Below are 16454 nucleotides of genomic sequence, written 5' to 3'. Positions count from 1 at the left end.
TGGGCGCGGTAGCTGCAGGATGCGATCGGGGGTTGCATGCAATTCGATCAAGTCACGGCACTTACCAGCCACCCGGCATGGGTGCTGCTGCGAGGGGACAACGCCGCCCTGGTGCTGTCCTTCTGCGGCACGGTGTTCGTCGAGGAGAACGCGCGGGGCGTGCCCGAGAGTGTGCTGGAATCCCGGCTGGACGACCAGCTCTACGTCCTCAACGAGCGCGATCCCGGCTCCTTTCCGCGGACCGCGGCCGCCTACCTGGCGGAGTGGACCAAGAGCGGCTGGCTGCGCAAGTACTACCCACCCGGTGAGGACGAGGCGCATTTCGATGCGACCACCGCCCTGGAGAAGGCCACGGCGTGGGTGCGTGACCTGCCGGCACGCTCGTTCATCGGGACAGAATCCCGCCTGAATACCGTCGTCACGCTTTTGCGGCAGATGGCCTTCGGCACGCAGACCGACCCGCAGGCACGCATCGACGAGCTGCGCCGGGAACGTGACGCGCTCGACGCGCAGATCGCCCGGCTGCTGACCGGAGAGGTGGAACTCCTCTCCCCGCTCGCGCTGCTGGACCGCTACCAGCAGGTGGAGAGCACCGCGGTCGAGCTCCTGAGAGACTTCCGCGAGGTGGAGGCGAACCTGCGGGACCTGGACCGGAGGCTGCGCCGGCAAGTGGCCACCACCGAAGGCGGGAAGGGCGAGCAGCTGGCCGCCTTCCTGCTGGAGCGCGACGAGATCGCCCAGTCCGACCAGGGGCAGAGCTTCCAGGCGTTCTTCGACTACCTCCTCTCCCCTCGCCGCCAGCAGGAGCTGCGGGAACTGCTGCAGCAGGTCACCCAGCTGCCACAGTTGGAAGGCAGAACCGACCGGAGACTGCTGAAGATCCCGTTCGCTTGGCTGGAGGCGGCCGAGAACACTCAGGACACCGTCCGGCAACTGACCGAGCAGCTACGCCGGTTCCTCGCCGACCGAAGCCGGGCGGAGGACCAGCGCGTACTGACGCTGGTGCGTTCCCTCCAACGCCACGTCACCGCCCTGGGCGACACTGCAAACCTGCCTGGCATGGAGCTGGACATGCCCAGGGCGGGCATCGCACTGCCGATGGAGCGCCGGCTGTACATGCCGGTCGAACGCGTCGAACTGGACACCACCGCGCAGGAACCGTCTGACGACACCGGCGCGGACCTGACGGAATTGTTCGCCGGCGTCCACGTCGACACCGAGGTGCTGACCGGCCACGTCCTGGACGCCGTCACCGCGAGCCCGAACGGCCAGGCGGCCCTGGCCACCGTCGTCGACGACCACCCGCTGGCCCTGGGGCTGGCCGAGCTGCTCGGCTATTTCCGCATCCAGCATCCCGACCTGGACGTGAGCGTGGACCCCGAGCGCACCGACGTCCTGGTCTACCCGCGCGTGGCGGCACCAGGCCGCTCCCGGGCCGAAGTGCCGCACGTGACCTTCGTACGCAACGACGGCGGCACCGCCGCCGGGAAGGCCGAACCACGATGAGCGATGCCCTCACCACCCCCGTGGTCCACCTGCTGAAGGCGGGCGTGCTCTACCAGGGCGACGCCCCGCTGGTATGGGAGCAGATCCTCGCCCAGCAGGCCGCGATCGGAGACTACCTCGGGGTCATAGGCCTCGACGTCGTCGTCGACCGCGCCGAGGGCTACGCCTACGTACGGCAGCAGGACATCGAGGACCGGGACGACGGGACCGCCGTGCCGAGACTGGTCACCCGCCACCGGCTCTCCTTCCCCGTCAGCCTGATGCTCGTCCTGCTGCGCGGGCGGCTGGCCGACAGCGACGCCGGCTCCGACGACCCGCGCGTGGTGCTGACCCGCGAGGACCTGGTCGAGATGGTCCGCGGCTTCCTGCCCCCACGCGGCAACGAAGCACAGCTCATCGACCAGATCGACGCCCATATCAAGAAGCTCGTCGACCTCAAGGTGCTGCGTCCGACGAAGCAGACCACGGCAGCCTACGAGGTGCGGCGGCACCTCAAGGCCCTGGTTGACGCCCAAGTTCTGAACGACTTCAACGATCTCCTCGCCACCTATCGAAGCGCCGCCTCCCCCGCAGCCAAGGACGACGTATGACTCTCCCCACCGGCCCGGCGGCGCCCCTCCCCCGCCAGCCTTCACCCGGCCCCGCCCACACCGCGAGCGCCGGCCCCGGATTCCGGCTCGCTCGCCTTGAGGTGTTGAACTGGGGCACCTTCCACCGCACCACCCGCACGTTCACGGTCGACGGACACAGCGCGCTGCTCACCGGCGGCGTGGGGTCGGGCAAGTCCACCCTGGTGGACGCGATCACGACACTGCTCCTGCCTGCCCACAAGATCGACTACAACAAGGCGGCGGGCGCCGACGCCAAGGAACGCGATCTGCGTTCCTACGTCCTGGGCCACTACCGCAACGAACGAGTCGAAGCAACGGGCAGCACCCGCCCCGTAGGGCTGCGCGACCACACCTCCTACAGCGTGATCCTGGGTGTCTTCACCAACGACGTCCTGAGCATCCACCTCACGCTCGCGCAGGTCTTCTACTGGACCTCCCCGACCAGCACCGGGCAGCCGGAGCGGTTCTACCTCACTGCCGATACCCCGCTGTCCATCGACACCGACTTCACCGGCTTCGGCACCGACATCACCGACCTACGCCGACAGCTCAAACAGCGTGGCGCCACCATCCACGGCAGCACCTACACCCAGTACGGCAAAGCACTGCGCCGCGGTCTGGGCATCCCCGGCCAGCAGGCCCTGGACCTGTTCCACCAGACGGTGTCGATGAAGGCCGTGGGCAGCCTGGACGAGTTCGTCCGCGAGCGGATGCTGGAGCCATTCGACGCACAGGCAGCCGTCGACAAGATCGTCGCCCACTTCGAGGCCCTCACCGCCAGCCACAACGAAGTGGTCCGGGCCCGCCAGATGATCGAGGGCCTGACACCGATCGTGGAGGCGTGCGCGCGGTACGACACCGTCCAGGAGGACCTCACCGTCCTGGAGGAACGCCACAACGCCGTCACCGCATTCTTCGCCCGGCACCGCCACCAGCTTCTGACCGCACGCCACGCCGATCTGCGTACGCGCACGACCGAACTGGAAGAGCAGCAGTCCGCCCGCGCGCGGCGACTGGAACAGTTGCGCGGCGCGGCCGACGGCCTGCAGCGCCGCATCGACGGCATCGGCGGCGAGCAGCTCGTCGCGCTGACCGGACGCATCGACGAACTGGGCCGCGAACGCCAGCGGCGCCGCAACCGCGCCACCGAGTACAACGGCTGGCTCTCGCAAGCAGGCATGGACCCGGTCACCGACTCCGTCTCCTTCCGCGAGCGCACGGAGCAGATCAACTCCGCCCGCGCCCTGGCAGGGGAACAGGAACAGCAGGACCGTGAGGAACTCGACGGCCTCGCCGTCGCACGCCGTGACAACACCGCCGCGACCGAGGCGATGCGGCGCGAGATCACCAGTCTGCAGCAACAACGCTCCAGCATCCCTGCCAAGCTGCTGGCCCTGCGCCGCGAACTCGCCGCAGCCGCAGGCGTCAGTGACGATGTACTGCCGTTCGCTGGCGAACTGATCCAGGTCCGCGACGACGAGGCGAACTGGGCTGGTGCCGCCGAACGCGTCCTGCGCGGGCTCGCCCTGTCCCTGCTGGTCCCGCACACCTACTACGACGCGGTCTCGTCCTGGGTCAACGGCCGTCACCTGAGCCTCAGGCTCGTCTATTTCCAGGTCCCGGCCCACACACCACCCGCCGCTCTGCCCGACGACCCCACCCTGCTGGCCGGCAAGCTCGACCTCAAGACCGACAGCTGGGCCCATGACTGGCTCGCCACACGACTGCGTTCGCACGCCGACTACCTGTGCGCCGAAGACCTGGACACCTTCACTCGCGCTACCCGGCCCGCCGTCACCCGGCAGGGCCTGGTCAAGGCCGGTGGAGGCCGCCACGAGAAGAACGACACCCACCGCATCGACGACCGGCGCAACTGGGTACTGGGCTGGAGCAACCAGGCCAAGCTCGACACCCTCCTCGCCGACGCCGACCGCCTCACCCGCGAGAGTGCCGCTCTCACCGCCGCCGCCCGCGCGCTCGAAGAACGGCGCAGGGACCGCGCCGGAATGAACGGCGCCCTCACCCTTCTGGCCAGCGTCACCACCTACACGGAGCTCGACTGGCCAGCCACCGTCGCCGACATCGAACAGCTCGAGCAGCAAAAGCGCGCCCTTGAGGCCGCAGCAGGCCTGGACACGCTCACCGAGCAGCTCCAGCAGGCCAGGAACGACATCAAGCAGAGCGAAGAGGCCTTCGGCCAGGGCCAGGAAGACCTGGGAGCCCTGCGCCGCGACACCGAGGGCACCACCACACTGCTGGAGAAGACCACGAGTCTGCTGGAAGAGTGCGACCTCGACGCCCTGGCGGACCACGAGACGGCCCTGGGCAAATTCCTGCCAGCGATCACCAGCGACGACAGACGCCTGGAAGAACTGGAGACTGCCGAGCGCGAAGCCGAAGCACAACTGCGGCGCACGATCGGCCGGCGCAACGACACCCTGCGCCAGGCAAGCAACCAGGCAACCGAACTGATGACCGCCTTCCGCGGCAAGTACCCGGCCCACACCACCGACCTGGACAACTCCATCGAGTCCGCCGCCGGCTACAGATCGCTGCACGGCCACCTCATTGACGAGGACCTGCCGCGTTTCGAGGAGCAGTTCCTCCTCTACCTGCGGACCAATGTCATCCGCGACATTGCCTCCTTCCAGGGCCGGCTCACCGCGCAGGAGCAGCAGATCCGCGAACGCATCGACGTGATCAACGACTCGCTGGCCAGCATCGACTACAACCCGGGCCGCTACATCCGGCTGAACGCCGCCCCCACGCTGAGCAGGGAAATCCGCGAGTTCCAGCACGACCTGCGGGCCTGCAGCAGCGAAGCGCTCTCCCACGACCCCGGCGACGCCTACACCGAGGAGAAGTTCCTCGAGGTGAAAGCGCTCCTCGACCGGTTCAAGGGACGCGCCGACCACACCCGCGCCGACGCCGGGTGGACCGCCAGGGTCACCGATGTGCGACGCTGGTTCGCCTTCTCCGCCAGCGAACTCGACCGCGACACCGGAACCGAGCACGAAGTCCACCCCGACTCCGGCGGCAAGTCAGGCGGCCAGAAGGAGAAGCTCGCCTACACCGTCCTCGCGGCCTCCCTCGCCTACCAGTTCCGCATCGACCCCACTGCCGCCAAGGCCAAGACCTTCCACTTCGTCACCATCGACGAGGCCTTCGGACGCGGAGACGATTCCTCGGCCCACTTCGCCCTTGACCTGTTCCAACGGCTGGGCCTGCAACTTCTCGTGATCACCCCGCTCCAGAAGCTGCACGTCATCGAGCCCCACGTCACCCGCGTCGGTTACGTCGACAAACCCGACGGGAACCGCTCCCGCCTGGTCAACCTCACCATCGAGGAGTTCCGCGCCCACAAGCAGGCGGCCCGGCAGGCCCACCAGCGGCCGGCGGAGCAGTCATGACACCAGACGCCTGGAGCCGCCCCGAGGATGTCGTCGAGACCCTGCGCCGCAAGTGGGCTAGCGGCCGCTACCTCACCGACGCCGCCCACGGCTACCCCTTCGAATCCATCGCGGTGTCACTCAAGGGCCCGACCGCATCCGACGCTCTGCACCACTACGAGAAGGCACTCGCCTGGTCGCAGTCCTGGGCCCCCAGTCTTCACCCTCATCTGCGCTTGCAGACCAAGAGCATCGGCGGCCGCAACGGCCTTCCCGCCCAGACTGTGCCGGCCCGCGCCTGGGTCGAGACCCGCCCCGCCCTGTGGGCGCTGCTGGGCGTCACCGCCCAGGTCGACCACTTCCACCGTCTGTGTGAGCGCACCGCACTCCACGGCCCCGGACTCGTCGGCTGGATGGCCGACCACCCCATGAAGGTCCTCCCCCACGCTGAGGTCTGGCATCAGCTGGTGCGTACGGTCTGCTGGATACGTGACCACACAACCAAGCAGGTCTACCTGCGCGAGATCGACGTCCCCGGCGTGGACACCAAGTTCATCGAGAGTCACAAGGCGATCCTCGCCGAGCTCCTCGACCACACTCTTCCCGAGGACCGTATTGACGCGGACGCCCCGAAAAGCGATCTCGCCACCCGCTACGGCTTCCGCACCAAGCCCGTCTACATCCGCCTGCGCTACCTTGGTGCCTCTCCTCTGCCCTTCAGCGAACTCACCGTCCGAGCCGATGAACTGGCGCGCTGGTCCCCCGCAGTGCGCACCGTCTTCGTCCTAGAGAACGAGATCACCTACCTCTCACTGCCGCCGGTTGCCAACGCCGTCGCCATCCTCGGCTCCGGATACGCCGCGGCCCTGCTGCGTCACCTCCCCTGGCTGGACAACGTCGCCCTCTACTACTGGGGCGACATCGACACCCACGGCTTCGCCATCCTCGACCAGGTCCGGGGACACTTCCCGCACACCACGTCACTCCTCATGGACCGCACCACCCTCCTCGCCCACGAAGCCCACTGGAGCCAGGAGAAGACACAGGCACACAGCAACCTGACACGCCTCACCCCCGAGGAAGCACACCTCGACCAGGACCTGCGGAACGCTACCTATGGGCCACACCTTCGCCTGGAGCAGGAACGCATCGCCATCGCCACCGTGCGAGAAGCTCTGAGGCGGCAGCAGGAATGACAGTGCAGGCTCTGGACGCTAGTCAGCCACCACCCGGGGCCTATGGTCAAGCCATGCTCTGGCGCCGGCACCTGGACAGCGAGCGAACGCCAACAGGCTCGACAGCATCGGGGCGCGCATCGCGGTCACCAACAAAGTCGAACCGTTTGAAAGCTGACGTCGATCACGAGCAGCCCGGTCTCGAACGCGTAAGCGTCGTTGATCTCTTCCATAGCCGCCACGACACACCCTGGTTGCGGCAGTTCTCTGGAAGGACTGGATTCACTCGCGCGAGGGCGGGATATGCAAATTTGCGCGAACGTATAGGTGAGGCCTGGGCGCGAAACGTCCTCAGACCTCGCGCTGACGGAGCGCGCCCCGGCGTACGACCAGGGGAGCTGGATGGTCCACGTGCATGGAGCAGCCGCATTTATGCAGGGCAGCAGGGGTTTAGCATTCGCGGTCGAGATCGATCAAGGTCGGACAGTAGTCGACGACGTTCGGCACCTTCGCAGGCCGCAGACTGCAATTGCTCACCGCAAGGAGATTCGAACTTTGCGCGATGAACCGTTTATATGGCGCCACCTGTGACGGAGGGACTACCGTCCGTTGACACGAGGGAACCCCGGGCAGGCTCGCTACCGACTCCGGGGCCCCTCCTCAACGAGATCAAGAAAGGCAGGTAACCACCTGTGCTTGTCCCGTACTTCGCCGCTGCCGCAACCAGGGCGGCAACTCGCGACGACGCTAGCATTCCGCGTCGTTCCCAGCCTGAAACCCGTGGCATGAGTGCCTGGACTGTCACGGTGCAGGCGAGCGCGTTCCTGGCGGTGGCCGTGCTCCCCGTCCTCCTGATCCGAGTCGAGTGGATGGGGTCCGCCACCACAGCGCTGGTGGCTGGCCTCTCGGTGATGATGCGCCGCTCGCAGCTCCGCTACCAGCGAATTCGACTGGTCTGAGCCGTGCTTGATCGTGGTGGCGCGCTGCACAGCGCGCCACCCGCCGTCCCGGCGCCTGCCGCCGGGACAGAGACGGGAAGAGTTCATTCCTCTTCAGCTTGCGCAGAACCCCGCGCGGACGGGAGAGAAACGGTCACAGCACGTGGGAGGAAGGATGGCGGGTTCAAGTCCCCGCTATGGCATCTGTCGCTACTGCCAGGAGCGGTTCGCCCAGACGATCGGTCCGGGCCGCAAACGGGAGTACTGCAGCGTCGGCTGCCGGAGCAAGGCGCAGCGCGACCGGTCTGGCAAGACAGGCCAGCACAGGGCGCCCACGGCACTCCCCATGGGCCGGCGCATTGCAGAGGATCTGCAGGCATTGTCGGCCGCTCTCCTCGAAGCCGAGTACGACGGGCGGCCTCTTCAGGAGCTGCTGCGTTGTGCCAGCAGCGTGGCCCGGGAAGTGGACTACTACACGGCGGCCGCCGTTCAGGACGCACGGTCCCAGGGCTCGAGTTGGGATCAGGTAGCCGAGGCGGCGCAGCTGAGTGCGACCACGGCCCGAACACGGTGGCCGGAGAACCGGGTGCGAGAACGCCTGAGGAGGCGGGCTGCCGAGCGTGCTGAGGTGCAGCAGCCTCTTGCCCCGATGGTGGAGGGCCCGAACGCCGCAACGGACGGTCAGCTGTCCAAGGTGGCCGAGCGGGCGTCGGCGAAGCTGGCCTCAGCGCTGTCACATCTCCACCGATCCAGTGGCCTGACGATCAGGGACGTGGGCGAGCGGACGTCCTTGTCTCCCTCATATGTCTCGCGCATCCTTTCCGGAGAGCGAACCCCGACCTGGGCCGTGGTGGGTGCGCTGACCGCGTTGTTCGGAGGCGACCCGGCCGAGCTGAGCGTGCTGTTCGAAAGTGCACACGGAAAGGTGCCGCCAACGCAGTACGCGATCACTGATGCGGTGGACCGGCTGCACGCCGCACTGCGCGGTCTGCACCTGGCGGCAGGACGTCCCCGTGTCGGCGTGGTCCGCAGCGCTTCACACGGCGCGCTGAGTGTCCAGGAGATCGACGACATCCTCGAGGGCGTCTTGGTTCCGGGCTGGGAGCAGACGTCGGCGCTGGTGACCGCGCTGGGCGGCTGGCCCGCCGACGTGCGGCCGCTGTGGCAGGCGGTCCACTACACCTTTTTGCTCTGCATGGATCCGCCCAAGGATCCGCAGTCGCAGTCTGCTGACCCGTCCGAATCCGCCTGATGCCCTGTGTGTTGCAGGAAGTGGGATGCCATGTTCATGCGTTTGCGTCGGACGGACCGGCTGGTGCAGGCAGACGGCGCGATGGAGGCCACTGCGCCGTCTATCGAGCTGGTTCTGCCGCTGGAGTACACCGCCTTCTGCCTCCTGCATCAGGAGCGGTACCTGCACTACACGCGGGAGCGGGTCCGGGACCCGTTGATGAGCCAGCAGGTGGTCAGGGCACTCCTGGGCAACCTTGCCACGATCTGGCCGACGGTCATCAGCAGCCCGCGGCCTGCTGCGGTGGCGTGGCGGCTGCTGGACGCCCTGATCTCCTCCGTGCTGCGCAACGGTGATGCAGGTGTCACGGGGCCGGATCCGGTGCACCAGGTGCTGCCGCCCGCGCAGGCGGATGCGGTCGTCCTGCGATGCCGGATGCATTTGAGTGAGGCGCAGGCGGCGGAACTGATGGGGGTCGAGCCGCCGGTGGTCGCGACCCGGTTGCGGATGGCTCAGCGGGCCTTGCCCGGGAAGCTGACGGCCTCCGCCGCGGCCGCGCATCCGCCGGCCGGTCGCACGCGCCGGTGAGAGGGTTCCGGAAGGGAATCCTGCAGCGCGCTTCGACCCGCGCGTGCTGATTCGGCGAAGACCTACCCGCGGTGAAAGCGGCCTCCTTACCATTGGTACCCGCAGCACGCAGCGTGCTGCGGGTACCAACACGGGGCGGGGTGCCACCTTGGAGCGCGGGCAGACGCCGCGGCTGGACGTAATCGACTCCAAATCACCGAACCTTGCCCGGATGACCAACTACCTGTTGGGCGGCAAGGACCACTACGGCGCCGACCGTGAGGCGTGCGAGCGGCTGACGCAGATCGTTCCTGAAGCACCTAGGGTCGCTCAGGCTGCGCATCGGTTCCTCTTGAGGGCAACCAGCCATCTGGCCCATGATCACCAGGTGCGCCAGTACGTGGTTTTCGGCGCCGGACTGCCGACCTCTGTGGGAGTGCACCACGTTGCGCGGCGCATCCAGGCGGGTGCGCGCACCGTCTATGCCGATCACGATCCGCTGGCTCTGGTTCATGGCCGCGCTTTGTGGGAGGACCGGTACACGCTGGTCATGCGGGCTGCTCCGGCTGAATCACTTGCTCTGCTGAAAAGTGCAGCGGTGCGCGAGATGATCGACTTTTCGTCGCCGGTGGCCGTACTTCTTGTCTCAGGACTGCACAACGTTCCCGAAGGCGCTGGTCCTTCGACCGTGCTGCAGCAGGCAGCGAGAATACTGGCATCGGGAAGTTTCATCGCAGCAAGCCATCTCGTGAGTGAGGATGCCGAGGTGCGTCGGAAGGCTGGTGCATTGCTGCGGGAAGCGGCTGCGGGCCGGTGGGGACGCGTGCGCCCGCGGGAGGACGTCAACGCATTCTTCGACGGCTTGCAGCAGATGACTCCGGGGCTGGTGGATGTGCACCAGTGGCGGCCGGGCGGTGACCGTGCTGCGGGTGGCGGCAGTCTGAGGTGGGCCGAGCACGGAGCGGTGGCCGTGGTGCCCTGAGGTGCGGACTGGCCGGGTTCAGCTGATCATGCTGTCCAGGAGCTCCACACTCTCCTGCGGGGACAGAGCGGCCTGGGCCAAGCCGTCCAGGACGCTTCGGTAATGCTGAGTCTCGTCTGGTTTGTCCAAGTACTCGGCGTCCTGCAGTTGCTCCAGGTAGACGACGTCGGGCAAAGCTGGAAGGTCGAAGCGCAGGTGCGTAATCGGGAAGCCTCCGGCGATGCACCCCGGCCGGTTGAAGGGCGCGATCTGTATCGTGACATGGCTGAGGCGAGACATGCTGATCAGATAGCGCAGTTGCTCTCGCATGACCAGATCGCCGCCCATGGGCCGGCGCAGCACGGCTTCGTCGAGGACGGCCCAAAGGCGGGGCGGGTCCTGGCGGATCAGGACGTTCTGGCGCAGGGCCTTGAGTTCCAGCCGGTCTTTGACCTCTTCCGCAGGAGCGGCGGGGTAGGCCTGGTGTACTAGGGCTTCTGTGTAGGCGGGTGTCTGCAGCAGCCCGGGAATAAGCTGCACTTCGTAGGTGCGGATGACAGAGGCTGCCTCCTGCAGTCCGATCAGCTTGCCGCACCAGTCCGGCAGGACTCCGTCGAATCGGTGCCACCAGCCGGCCTGGCGGGAGATGCGTACGATCTCGGCGAAGCAGGCGCGGACGCGCTTGTCATCGACACCGTAGAGGGTGAGCAGATCCATCACGTCGTCGTGCTTGCAAGTGACCTGGGCTCGTTCCATCCGGGAGATCTTGGCTTCCGAGCATCTGATGGACCTGCCCGCCGGCTCCGCGTCGATGTGTGCCGCCTTGCGCAGGTGACGCAGGTAGTACCCGAGGACCAGCCGCAGCGCGACGGGGCTGCGCGCGGAATGGTCGAGGTAGTACTCCAGGGTCGGTGCATCGACCGGAGGGGCGGGCACGGGCATGATGTCTCCTGTAGTGGCCGGACGACGAGCGTCAGTCTTCCAGGAGACGAGGCGACAGGCGCGTCAATTGGGCTGTCTCAGGCTGGCGTTAACTGGCGATCGGGTCGAACTCACCATCCTTCACCCCCGCGATGAAGGCCGCGATCTCTGCCCTCGTGTAGACCAGCGCCGGTCCGTCAGGGTGCCGGGAGTTGCGCAGTGCCACCTCACCTCCTATCAGTACCGCCACTTCGACGCAGTTGCCGTCTGCTGTGCTGTGACGGCTCTTGACCCATGCCACTCCTGGAAGAGAGTCCGCCGGGACACCGTTGAAGACACGGGCCATGTCCGACCTCTTTCGATCGTTTCCGACTTCTTTCATTTTTGGGTGACGCTGCTCTGGTTGCTGGGGACATGCTTTCCCTCCTCTCCTCATTTGGATGCAAGTCACGGATGCAATTGCATCCGGAGTGGGCCGACGCGGATACTTATCAGTCAGGGCAGAGGACCGCGGCCCTTACAACTGGACGTCTTCCGGGGGGATGAACAGTGACAGCTCACGCGGCGACAGCGCCGAGCCAAGGGCCGAATTCGGAGGCGCTCTTGCCACTTCGGAGCATGAGCTGCCACTCCCGTTCACCGCTGACGCCACCCACGGCACCGGACTGGGGACTTGCCCTGGGCATCAGCACATCCGACTTTGCCGCTCGGGCATTCACGCGGGACCCGAGTAGTCTGAAAAGCATCCGCTGCTTCGTCCGCGACACCGCCGTGGCGTGGGGCATCGGGGCTGTGGCCGAAGACCTGACTCTCGTGGTCAACGAGCTGACCACCAACGCGGTTCGGCATGCGCTGCGGTCGAGCGCTCCGCGGGAAGCCAAGGCATGGCTGGGTATCGCCCGGACTGCGGGCACGGTGCTGTGCGCTGTCTCCGACCCCAGTCCGGCTCCCCCACTGCCCCACCCGCCTCGGGGTATGGCCGTCGCAGGCCGGGGCCTGCTCGTCGTGGACGCCCTGACCAGCCAATGGGGTTACGCCGAGGCAGCACCCGGAAAGACCGTCTGGGCACGGCTGAACGCGCACACGCACTGACTTGGCGATGACGGTCGCCCCGTCCGCACCTTCACACGTACGCGGGCATTCATGACGCGTCCTGCGCCGCAGCACCGTCGGGGTGGTCACGGACCCATGACAGCCCGCCGAGGTCGAGACACTGCCGTGCCCGTGTGACGGCCACGTACGCCAGACGGGCTTCTGCCTCGTCGATCGGTTCAGGAGGCGTCGGAGCTCCGTCATCGCTGTCGGCTGGGCCGTTGCCCCCTGGGGCGAAGTCGTCGGCAATGAGTACGCGGGACCACTCCCGTCCCTTTGCTTTGTGTGCGGTGGAGACAGTCGCCTGCGCCTGTGGCTCGGAGACGAGCCGAGCTACGGCGTCGAGAATGGCATCTGTGCCGTGGCTGTCGACGAGGTTGACCAGCGGCTGCAGATCACGTCCCGCCGGGTCATAGGCTGCGTAGTCCTGGAGTTCGCCCCAGTGAGTGAAGAGGGTCAGCTCCGGGTGGTGGGTACGCCGGCCTTCCTTGAGGTCCCGGGCTGCCAGGGCAAGGGTCTGCAGACTCTCTCCTCCGCCGGCCAGAGCTACTCGGCTGCCGGCGGCCATGAGTGCCATCACCTGCGCCATGGCACCGACGTTGGTGCGGCACAAAACGGCATCTGGCTGGGTGACGGTCCCGAGTTCTGTGGGGATGTCGGGGGTGCCGGTGAGGCGGAGCGGAGCGTCGGCGAGGTGGAGCCAGCGGTTGGCCTCTGCGGCAAGGGCGGGGCCGAAACGGAAGGACTGCGACAAGGCCAGGCGGGTGCCGTCGAAGCCGGTCATGATGTCCTTGGCTCCGCGCCAGTGGTAGATGGCCTGTGCAGAGTCACCGACCATGACGAGCTGGGCGTGGTCGCGCTGGGCGAGGAAGATGTCTTCGACGACCGGATTGGTGTCCTGCGCTTCGTCCAGCAGGAGGAAGTCGGTGTCGAGCCGAGGCCGGGTGAGTGCCCAGATTTTCAGGTAGTGGTCGTGGTCGAAGCGGACGGCGCCGTCGTCGGGGTGTTGCAGGTCGGCCCATGCTTTGCGGGCGAACGGCACGATGTGGTGGGCGAGTTCGGTGTGATGGTCGGGGTCTTCCAGGCCGCGCAGGTGCGGTACGTGGTGGCGGGTGATGGTCTCGTCGGCGGTGTGGCAGAAGCGGGTGACGGTGCGCAGCGCGGCGTTGGAGAGGGTTCTTTGGGTGAGTTCGCGGTCTGCGATGTGAAGGGCTTTGGTGATGCCGAGGGCTTGGCCGGTCTGCCAGGCGGGGCGGCGGGGCGCGTTCAGGCGGCGGGAGTAGCGATGACCGAGGGCGGCGTAGGCCAGGGCGTGGGCGGTCTTGCAACGGACGTGTGCGGGGAAGCGGGCGGCAGCGTCCTGGGCGATGGCGCGGTTGTAGGCGAGGTAGCGGCCTCGGCGGCTGGTGGTGCGGGCGAGAAGGTTCAGGGTGCTGGTCTTGCCGGTTCCTGCGCCAGCTTGCAGGGACAGGTGGTCGCCGTTGCAGAAGGCGTCGGCTGCGGCAGTCTGTTCGTGGGTGGCGTTCACCATGGTGCTGCTCCGGGAGTGCGGGCCAGGACTTGTCCGAAGGCTGCCAGAAGACCGGCGGGTGTCGTTCCGCAGATGGTGGGACAGCGTTCGGCTGAGACGGTCGGTTTCGTTTCGGTCGTGCTGGGCCAGCGCTCGGTGCGGTGCTTGTTCCACCACCTGTTGGGGAGTGTGGCCGGTCAGGCGCCGCGAGAGGGCTGGGCGGCGCAGCAGAAGTCTCCTGCCGAGGCGCTGGCCGAGTGGTGGTTCATCAGGGTGCGGACGACCAGGTGGACAGAGTCGGACGTGCTGTGCTGAGCGAGGTCTGGGGGCGAACAGGCTGATGTCGATCACGTGATGGGTTTGCGGTGTGTGCCCGAGGCGCAGGGAGTCCAGACGGGGCTCGTCCTGTGGGGTGGCTGCTCGGTGGGGGGAAATTGGCTGGCGGGGCGGTGTTGTGACAGCACCAGGCACTGCCATGCCGTCACCGTGAGGGTGGGCGACGCCTCTGGAGTGCCAGCGGCAGTCTTCAGGGAATGTGTCTGCGGCTGGTTCTGCGGGGTACAGAACGACGAGCTGGCGGTCGGCGGGCGGGTGGTGCTCGATTCGGTTGCCGCAGGCGTTGCAGCGTCGGGTCTGTCTGGCCCCTTGGGGCTGGCGTGGGCTGGCGGCGAATACCCACAGGGGTGGCCGCGTGTACGGGAGACGAGCGCTGCCGTCCCCGTGATGGTGGGGGCAGATGGGTTGGGAACGCATGCGCGGACCGTGCCAGACGGCGCGCCTCAGTCCACGCAGTGGCTGCCGGGGATCCCGCGAAGGGCCCAGCATGTGCGAACGAAGACACGAGAGATCGCACATAGATGCGCCATCGTCTCGTCCTTTCGGGTGGTTCGCCGCGGCGCGGGGTGCAGGATACGGCTGGCCTGTCAGGTGCCCTTGTCGCCCGGTGGTGTGTGGTTGGTGCAGAGGACCGCGAGCAGGTGCTCGATGGGCACGTCGAAGATGTGGGCGAGGACGTGCCAGGTGGTGAGGTTGCCCGGAGTGCGGCCGTGCTCGAGGTCGATGAGGGTGCGGCGAGCCAGGCCACTGCGGCTGGCGAGTTCGTCGAAGGTCCAGCCGCGTTCGCCCCGCAGGCGTGCGAATTCCTCGCGCAGTGCGCTGAAGTCGGGGTCGGGCGGCAAGATCGTCACTCCACCATCCGACGGTGCAGAACACTGCCCTGTCAGTGCGGGTTTCTGCACTATCTGAGCTCATGCGGGTGACACTCGCGGTGCGGGAATCTGCACTATCGTGCGGACGTTCTGGCACCTGTTGCCAAGACACCTGCGCCATCAATTGTGTTAACGGGAGGACGACGAGCCGATGAGGCTGGCCGGTGCACAAACCGCGGTGCGGCGCGTCTGGACAGTCGAGCTGCGCCCGCAGGCGGGAGGACCGAGGCTGTTCTGCCTCCAGTGCCAAGCCCACACACACCCGGTGGATGCATCCTCAGCCCGGTCCACGGCCCTGACACATCTGGCCAGCCACGCCCTCGCCGACGCGCTGCCCGGACACCTGCGCACGTGCCAGTGCCGGGCTCTGGGCTGCTCCTGGCACCCCCGCAGCCGTGGCTGCAGCGGTCCGGTACTCCTGGCACTCACCCGTCGCGCCGGCGGGCGCTCCTGGCGACTGGCCGACACCTGCGCCGCCTGCGCGGCAGCGACCAGCGGTACCGCCCTCGTGCCGGACACCTTGCTCGGATCACCCCGGCGCCGTTCGATCGGCCACGCCGTACGGCCTGCCCGGCACGGTGTCACGCCAGGGCCCGACGAACGGACGCGGGTACGGGAGATGCTCACTTATCTGTCCGCCGCACTCCCCCAGTTCACCTCGCCCGCAGCTCGCATGCTCGCTCTGCAGTGCGCCCTGCGCTCGAACAGCCGGGGGCATGTCACCTTGCCAGACGGGCTGCTGCGCAGCATGCGTCTGCAACGACGCTGGGAGCTGTGGCTGGAGCTGACCCAGGCCGGATGGTTGCAAGCGTCCGGCATGCAGTCGGGGACCATGAGCGCACGCCTGCTGGATACCACCGTGCTGGACCAGGTGCCCGGTCGCTGCGTGCGACGCCGTGCCGCACACTGGGCGCTGCACCCGACACCGCTGGTCCTGCCAGCATCTGCGCCCGCGGCACTGCAGCTGACCGCGGTCGTCCTCGCCTCGCATTCCGCCAGCTCTCTCGACGGCACGGAAGACCTGGCCAACATCTCCCGTCTATGCGGGCACTACCCACAGCAGACCAAGGAGTTACTCGACCGGCTGGTGTCCGTCCACGCACTGATGTCCTGGCACTACCACCGGGACACCGATCAAGTGCTGTGGCGATTCCCGCAGCGACCACCAGCGTCCTCGCCGGGTCAGGGCAGCCCTCCACGCAACTCACCACCTTCGGACAGGCAGTGAGCCAGAGCAGGACAGAAGACAAGACCTATCCTCATCTCCCGGCCCGTATTATCTCTAGACCCAGGTAACGCACGACGGCTGCTGTCTTCGTGTCAGGCGCAGCCCGGCATCCACTGT

The 16454-nt window shown here is 67.3% G+C and carries 14 protein-coding genes and 1 pseudogene; 10 read left to right on the top strand and 5 right to left on the bottom strand.

Annotation, left to right across the window (positions count from 1 at the left end; all coding sequences use genetic code 11):
* Positions 1–36: 36 nt before the first annotated feature.
* From ACIBCJ_RS05475 to ACIBCJ_RS05440, 8 genes are all read left to right on the top strand, one after another.
* Positions 37–1506 carry a DUF3375 domain-containing protein gene (locus tag ACIBCJ_RS05475; protein ID WP_365980877.1) on the top strand — a complete coding sequence of 490 codons (1470 nt, stop codon included), beginning with the start codon at positions 37–39 and terminating at the stop codon, positions 1504–1506.
* Complete coding sequence (locus ACIBCJ_RS05470; protein WP_365980878.1) at positions 1503–2096, top strand: DUF4194 domain-containing protein; 594 nt, start codon at positions 1503–1505, stop codon at positions 2094–2096. Before ACIBCJ_RS05475 ends, ACIBCJ_RS05470 begins: the two co-directional genes overlap by 4 nt.
* Positions 2093–5527 carry an SbcC/MukB-like Walker B domain-containing protein gene (locus tag ACIBCJ_RS05465; protein ID WP_365980879.1) on the top strand — a complete coding sequence of 1145 codons (3435 nt, stop codon included), beginning with the start codon at positions 2093–2095 and terminating at the stop codon, positions 5525–5527. The genes ACIBCJ_RS05470 and ACIBCJ_RS05465 overlap by 4 nt, the downstream gene beginning before the upstream one ends.
* Positions 5524–6702 (top strand): Wadjet anti-phage system protein JetD domain-containing protein, encoded by a 1179-nt coding sequence (locus ACIBCJ_RS05460; protein WP_365980880.1) that lies wholly within the window; start codon positions 5524–5526, stop codon positions 6700–6702. Before ACIBCJ_RS05465 ends, ACIBCJ_RS05460 begins: the two co-directional genes overlap by 4 nt.
* A gap of 764 nt (positions 6703–7466) precedes the next feature.
* Positions 7467–7640 carry a hypothetical protein gene (locus ACIBCJ_RS05455; RefSeq protein WP_365980881.1) on the top strand — a complete coding sequence of 58 codons (174 nt, stop codon included), beginning with the start codon at positions 7467–7469 and terminating at the stop codon, positions 7638–7640.
* Between the two features lie 325 nt (positions 7641–7965).
* Positions 7966–8871, top strand: a complete 906-nt coding sequence (locus ACIBCJ_RS05450; RefSeq protein WP_365980882.1) for a helix-turn-helix transcriptional regulator — start codon at positions 7966–7968, stop codon at positions 8869–8871.
* Positions 8872–8901: 30 nt separating this feature from the next.
* A complete protein-coding gene (locus tag ACIBCJ_RS05445; RefSeq protein ID WP_365980883.1) occupies positions 8902–9438 on the top strand; it encodes a hypothetical protein in 537 nt (178 codons plus the stop codon).
* A gap of 43 nt (positions 9439–9481) precedes the next feature.
* On the top strand, positions 9482–10399 hold the full coding sequence (locus tag ACIBCJ_RS05440) for an SAM-dependent methyltransferase (RefSeq protein ID WP_365980884.1): 918 nt from the start codon (positions 9482–9484) through the stop codon (positions 10397–10399).
* An 18-nt stretch (positions 10400–10417) separates the two neighbouring features.
* Here the strand turns inward: ACIBCJ_RS05440 and ACIBCJ_RS05435 are convergent, their stop codons facing one another.
* On the bottom strand, positions 10418–11320 hold the full coding sequence (locus ACIBCJ_RS05435) for a helix-turn-helix transcriptional regulator (RefSeq protein ID WP_365980885.1): 903 nt from the start codon (positions 11318–11320) through the stop codon (positions 10418–10420).
* An 88-nt stretch (positions 11321–11408) separates the two neighbouring features.
* On the bottom strand, positions 11409–11645 hold the full coding sequence (locus ACIBCJ_RS05430) for a DUF397 domain-containing protein (RefSeq protein WP_365980886.1): 237 nt from the start codon (positions 11643–11645) through the stop codon (positions 11409–11411).
* A 272-nt stretch (positions 11646–11917) separates the two neighbouring features.
* Here ACIBCJ_RS05430 and ACIBCJ_RS05425 point away from each other — a divergent pair, with 272 nt between their 5' ends.
* Complete coding sequence (locus ACIBCJ_RS05425) at positions 11918–12391, top strand: ATP-binding protein (protein ID WP_365980887.1); 474 nt, start codon at positions 11918–11920, stop codon at positions 12389–12391.
* 49 nt (positions 12392–12440) lie between these two features.
* On the opposite strand, the gene ACIBCJ_RS05420 is transcribed toward ACIBCJ_RS05425, so the two are convergent.
* The 3 genes and pseudogenes from ACIBCJ_RS05420 to ACIBCJ_RS05410 all read right to left on the bottom strand — a co-directional run bounded on the left by ACIBCJ_RS05420 (position 12441) and on the right by ACIBCJ_RS05410 (position 15088).
* A complete protein-coding gene (locus ACIBCJ_RS05420) occupies positions 12441–13919 on the bottom strand; it encodes a UvrD-helicase domain-containing protein (RefSeq protein ID WP_365981087.1) in 1479 nt (492 codons plus the stop codon).
* 339 nt (positions 13920–14258) lie between these two features.
* Positions 14259–14654 (bottom strand): annotated as a pseudogene (locus ACIBCJ_RS05415) (DUF6083 domain-containing protein); the annotation flags it as partial.
* Between the two features lie 170 nt (positions 14655–14824).
* Entirely contained in the window at positions 14825–15088 is a 264-nt protein-coding gene (locus ACIBCJ_RS05410; RefSeq protein WP_365980888.1) for a helix-turn-helix transcriptional regulator, read from the bottom strand.
* A 286-nt stretch (positions 15089–15374) separates the two neighbouring features.
* Between ACIBCJ_RS05410 and ACIBCJ_RS05405 the strand changes: the two genes are divergently transcribed.
* Positions 15375–16337, top strand: coding sequence for a hypothetical protein (locus tag ACIBCJ_RS05405; protein WP_393530152.1), 963 nt, complete (start codon positions 15375–15377; stop codon positions 16335–16337).
* The last annotated feature ends 117 nt before the right edge of the window (positions 16338–16454 follow it).

It is taken from the genome of Streptomyces sp. NPDC051136 (assembly GCF_044455745.1).
Taxonomy (GTDB): domain Bacteria; phylum Actinomycetota; class Actinomycetes; order Streptomycetales; family Streptomycetaceae; genus Streptomyces.
The sequence above is the reverse complement of the archived record's forward strand: the minus strand, read 5'-3'. Positions and strand labels throughout refer to the sequence as shown.

Excerpts from the sequence above, each read along its gene's own strand:
- ACIBCJ_RS05475 (WP_365980877.1), top strand. The coding sequence starts at position 37 with ATGCAATTCGATCAAGTCACGGCACTTACCAGCCACCCGGCATGGGTG.
- ACIBCJ_RS05470 (WP_365980878.1), top strand. The coding sequence starts at position 1,503 with ATGAGCGATGCCCTCACCACCCCCGTGGTCCACCTGCTGAAGGCGGGC.
- ACIBCJ_RS05465 (WP_365980879.1), top strand. The coding sequence starts at position 2,093 with ATGACTCTCCCCACCGGCCCGGCGGCGCCCCTCCCCCGCCAGCCTTCA.
- ACIBCJ_RS05460 (WP_365980880.1), top strand. The coding sequence starts at position 5,524 with ATGACACCAGACGCCTGGAGCCGCCCCGAGGATGTCGTCGAGACCCTG.
- ACIBCJ_RS05455 (WP_365980881.1), top strand. The coding sequence starts at position 7,467 with ATGAGTGCCTGGACTGTCACGGTGCAGGCGAGCGCGTTCCTGGCGGTG.
- ACIBCJ_RS05450 (WP_365980882.1), top strand. The coding sequence starts at position 7,966 with ATGGGCCGGCGCATTGCAGAGGATCTGCAGGCATTGTCGGCCGCTCTC.
- ACIBCJ_RS05445 (WP_365980883.1), top strand. The coding sequence starts at position 8,902 with ATGTTCATGCGTTTGCGTCGGACGGACCGGCTGGTGCAGGCAGACGGC.
- ACIBCJ_RS05435 (WP_365980885.1), bottom strand. The coding sequence starts at position 11,320 with ATGCCCGTGCCCGCCCCTCCGGTCGATGCACCGACCCTGGAGTACTAC.
- ACIBCJ_RS05430 (WP_365980886.1), bottom strand. The coding sequence starts at position 11,645 with ATGGCCCGTGTCTTCAACGGTGTCCCGGCGGACTCTCTTCCAGGAGTG.
- ACIBCJ_RS05425 (WP_365980887.1), top strand. The coding sequence starts at position 11,918 with ATGAGCTGCCACTCCCGTTCACCGCTGACGCCACCCACGGCACCGGAC.